General features: G+C 66.6%; 2 protein-coding genes. Both read left to right on the plus strand.

Annotated features, from left to right (window positions below):
- Nucleotides 1-177 precede the first annotated feature (177 nt).
- The gene (locus tag H596_RS0118830) at nt 178-621 is read left to right on the plus strand and encodes a helix-turn-helix domain-containing protein (protein WP_156910196.1); all 444 of its coding nucleotides are present in this window, start codon (nt 178-180) and stop codon (nt 619-621) included.
- Nucleotides 622-870: 249 nt separating this feature from the next.
- A complete protein-coding gene (locus H596_RS22510) occupies nt 871-1623 on the plus strand; it encodes a JAB domain-containing protein (protein ID WP_169579897.1) in 753 nt (250 codons plus the stop codon).
- The last annotated feature ends 172 nt before the right edge of the window (nt 1624-1795 follow it).

Raw genomic sequence — 1795 nt, forward strand, 5'->3', positions numbered from 1 at the left:
CACAACGCCGACCCGAAGCCCTTCCGCTGGACCGCGCCCGCCGACACCATCATCGGCAAGCACCAGCGCGGGAAACGTCTGCTGGAATCGCTCCATTAGGATGAACGCATTCGCGGCGAATCGGATGGCTTTGACATGTTATTTTATGAAGATGCACGGAAGGGAATGGAGTCAGACATGGCTGATGAGGCACCCAACTTCACCAGAAATCTGAACTTGAGAGATCTTCTGCGGGGCAACAACAGCGATCATATCGCGGGGCTGGAGCTCGAGGCCGCCGCCTTGCGTCGTGCTTTTACGGGTGCGGAGACCATCCGCGAGCTGTTCGGGCCGGCGCGCGCTCTCGTGGCGTACTGGGTCGCCCTTGAAGTGGCTGCCTCCCACGCCCGGGAAGAGACGATCAGCCAGAAGCAACTGGCCGCCGTCGCGCATCGGATCTGGAGTCAAGCCACCATTTCCAGGGCCATCCGCGACCTCACTCGCACCGGCTTCCTGACAACCAGGCCCAATCCCCAGGATGGGCGATCGCCGCTGCTGGAAGTGCCGAAGGATGTCCAGGACGCGTTTCGCGTGCGCGGAGAAGCGACACGACGGCTTCTGGCAGAGCACGACCGCTCCTAGCTCGCGATTCCCGATCGTCAGTCCGCGGCGGGGCGCGTCATCGCCCGCCGCGGACACCCGCAACCCGACAGGCCGGGGATATCGCGTGACGCCCGCGTGCCATCGCGCCCCCGGTGACTGTTGCCTGGATGACACGCAGCGACGAGGCGGCCAACTGATTTCATCGTGAAAATTTTTACCCGTGGACGCGAGTCGCCTCCCGCTGGTTGCATGCGCCCCGAGGGTGATCAACCGGGGGATGAGCCGCTCATGGATTCTGCCACGTCCTTGCCTGACTCCGGTCGGCGAAAATCGGGAAGTTTACGCGACGCGCGACCAGCGAATCTCTTCTCGAGGCAGGATCTTCAAGCGAAAGCCGCGCAACGCGAGGACGAAATCCTGACCCAGCTCCTGGCGATGCACCATGCGGAGCCCCTGGCCCGCAAGCTCGCCGAGGATTTGCTCCGCCTCTTCGGCACGCTCGATGGGGTGTTGCACGCGAGCCCCGCGGAGCTTCGCCTCGTTCCCGGCCTCACCGAGCGCGCCGCGCTGGTGATCAGCTATCAACGGCGGCTGGCCGATCTCCTCTCGCGCCGTCGGCGCAGCGCCCAACGCAGCTTCTCCCGCCTCTCCGCGGCCATCGCGCATTTCACGCCCTCCATGGCCGATTTGTCGGTGGAGACGGTGCGCGTGCTCTATCTCAACCCGCGCAACCAGCTCATCGCGGACGAGGAGCTGTGCCGGGGCACGGTCAACCACGTCACCCTCTATCCGCGCGAACTCGTGCGCCGCGCCCTTCTGCGCAGCGCCACGGCCGTCATCCTCGCGCACAACCATCCGAGCGGCGATCCCTCCCCCTCGGCCGACGACATCAGCATGACCGCCCAACTCGAGACCGCGCTCGCCGCCGTCGAGATCGCCCTGCACGACCATGTCATCATCGCGCGCCGCGGCGCGTTCTCCTTCCGCTCGAACGGGCTCCTGCCGAATTGTCCGACAGGCTGGGAAGGCGTCAGCCGGTGAACGGGCCCGCGGCGGGCCAGGCCTGGCCGCCGAAACCCTGATCGCGCCCGGCTATGATGCGCCAGACCACGGCGGCCGCCGGCACTCAGGCGCGAGCGCCGCCATGTGGGTGGCGCGGGGCGTCCACCGGGCCCTCCCGGGCCTTCAATGCCGCTCCCAGACGCCCTCGTGC

It is taken from the genome of Rubritepida flocculans DSM 14296 (assembly GCF_000425365.1).
GTDB classification, from domain to species: Bacteria; Pseudomonadota; Alphaproteobacteria; order Acetobacterales; family Acetobacteraceae; genus Roseococcus; species Roseococcus flocculans.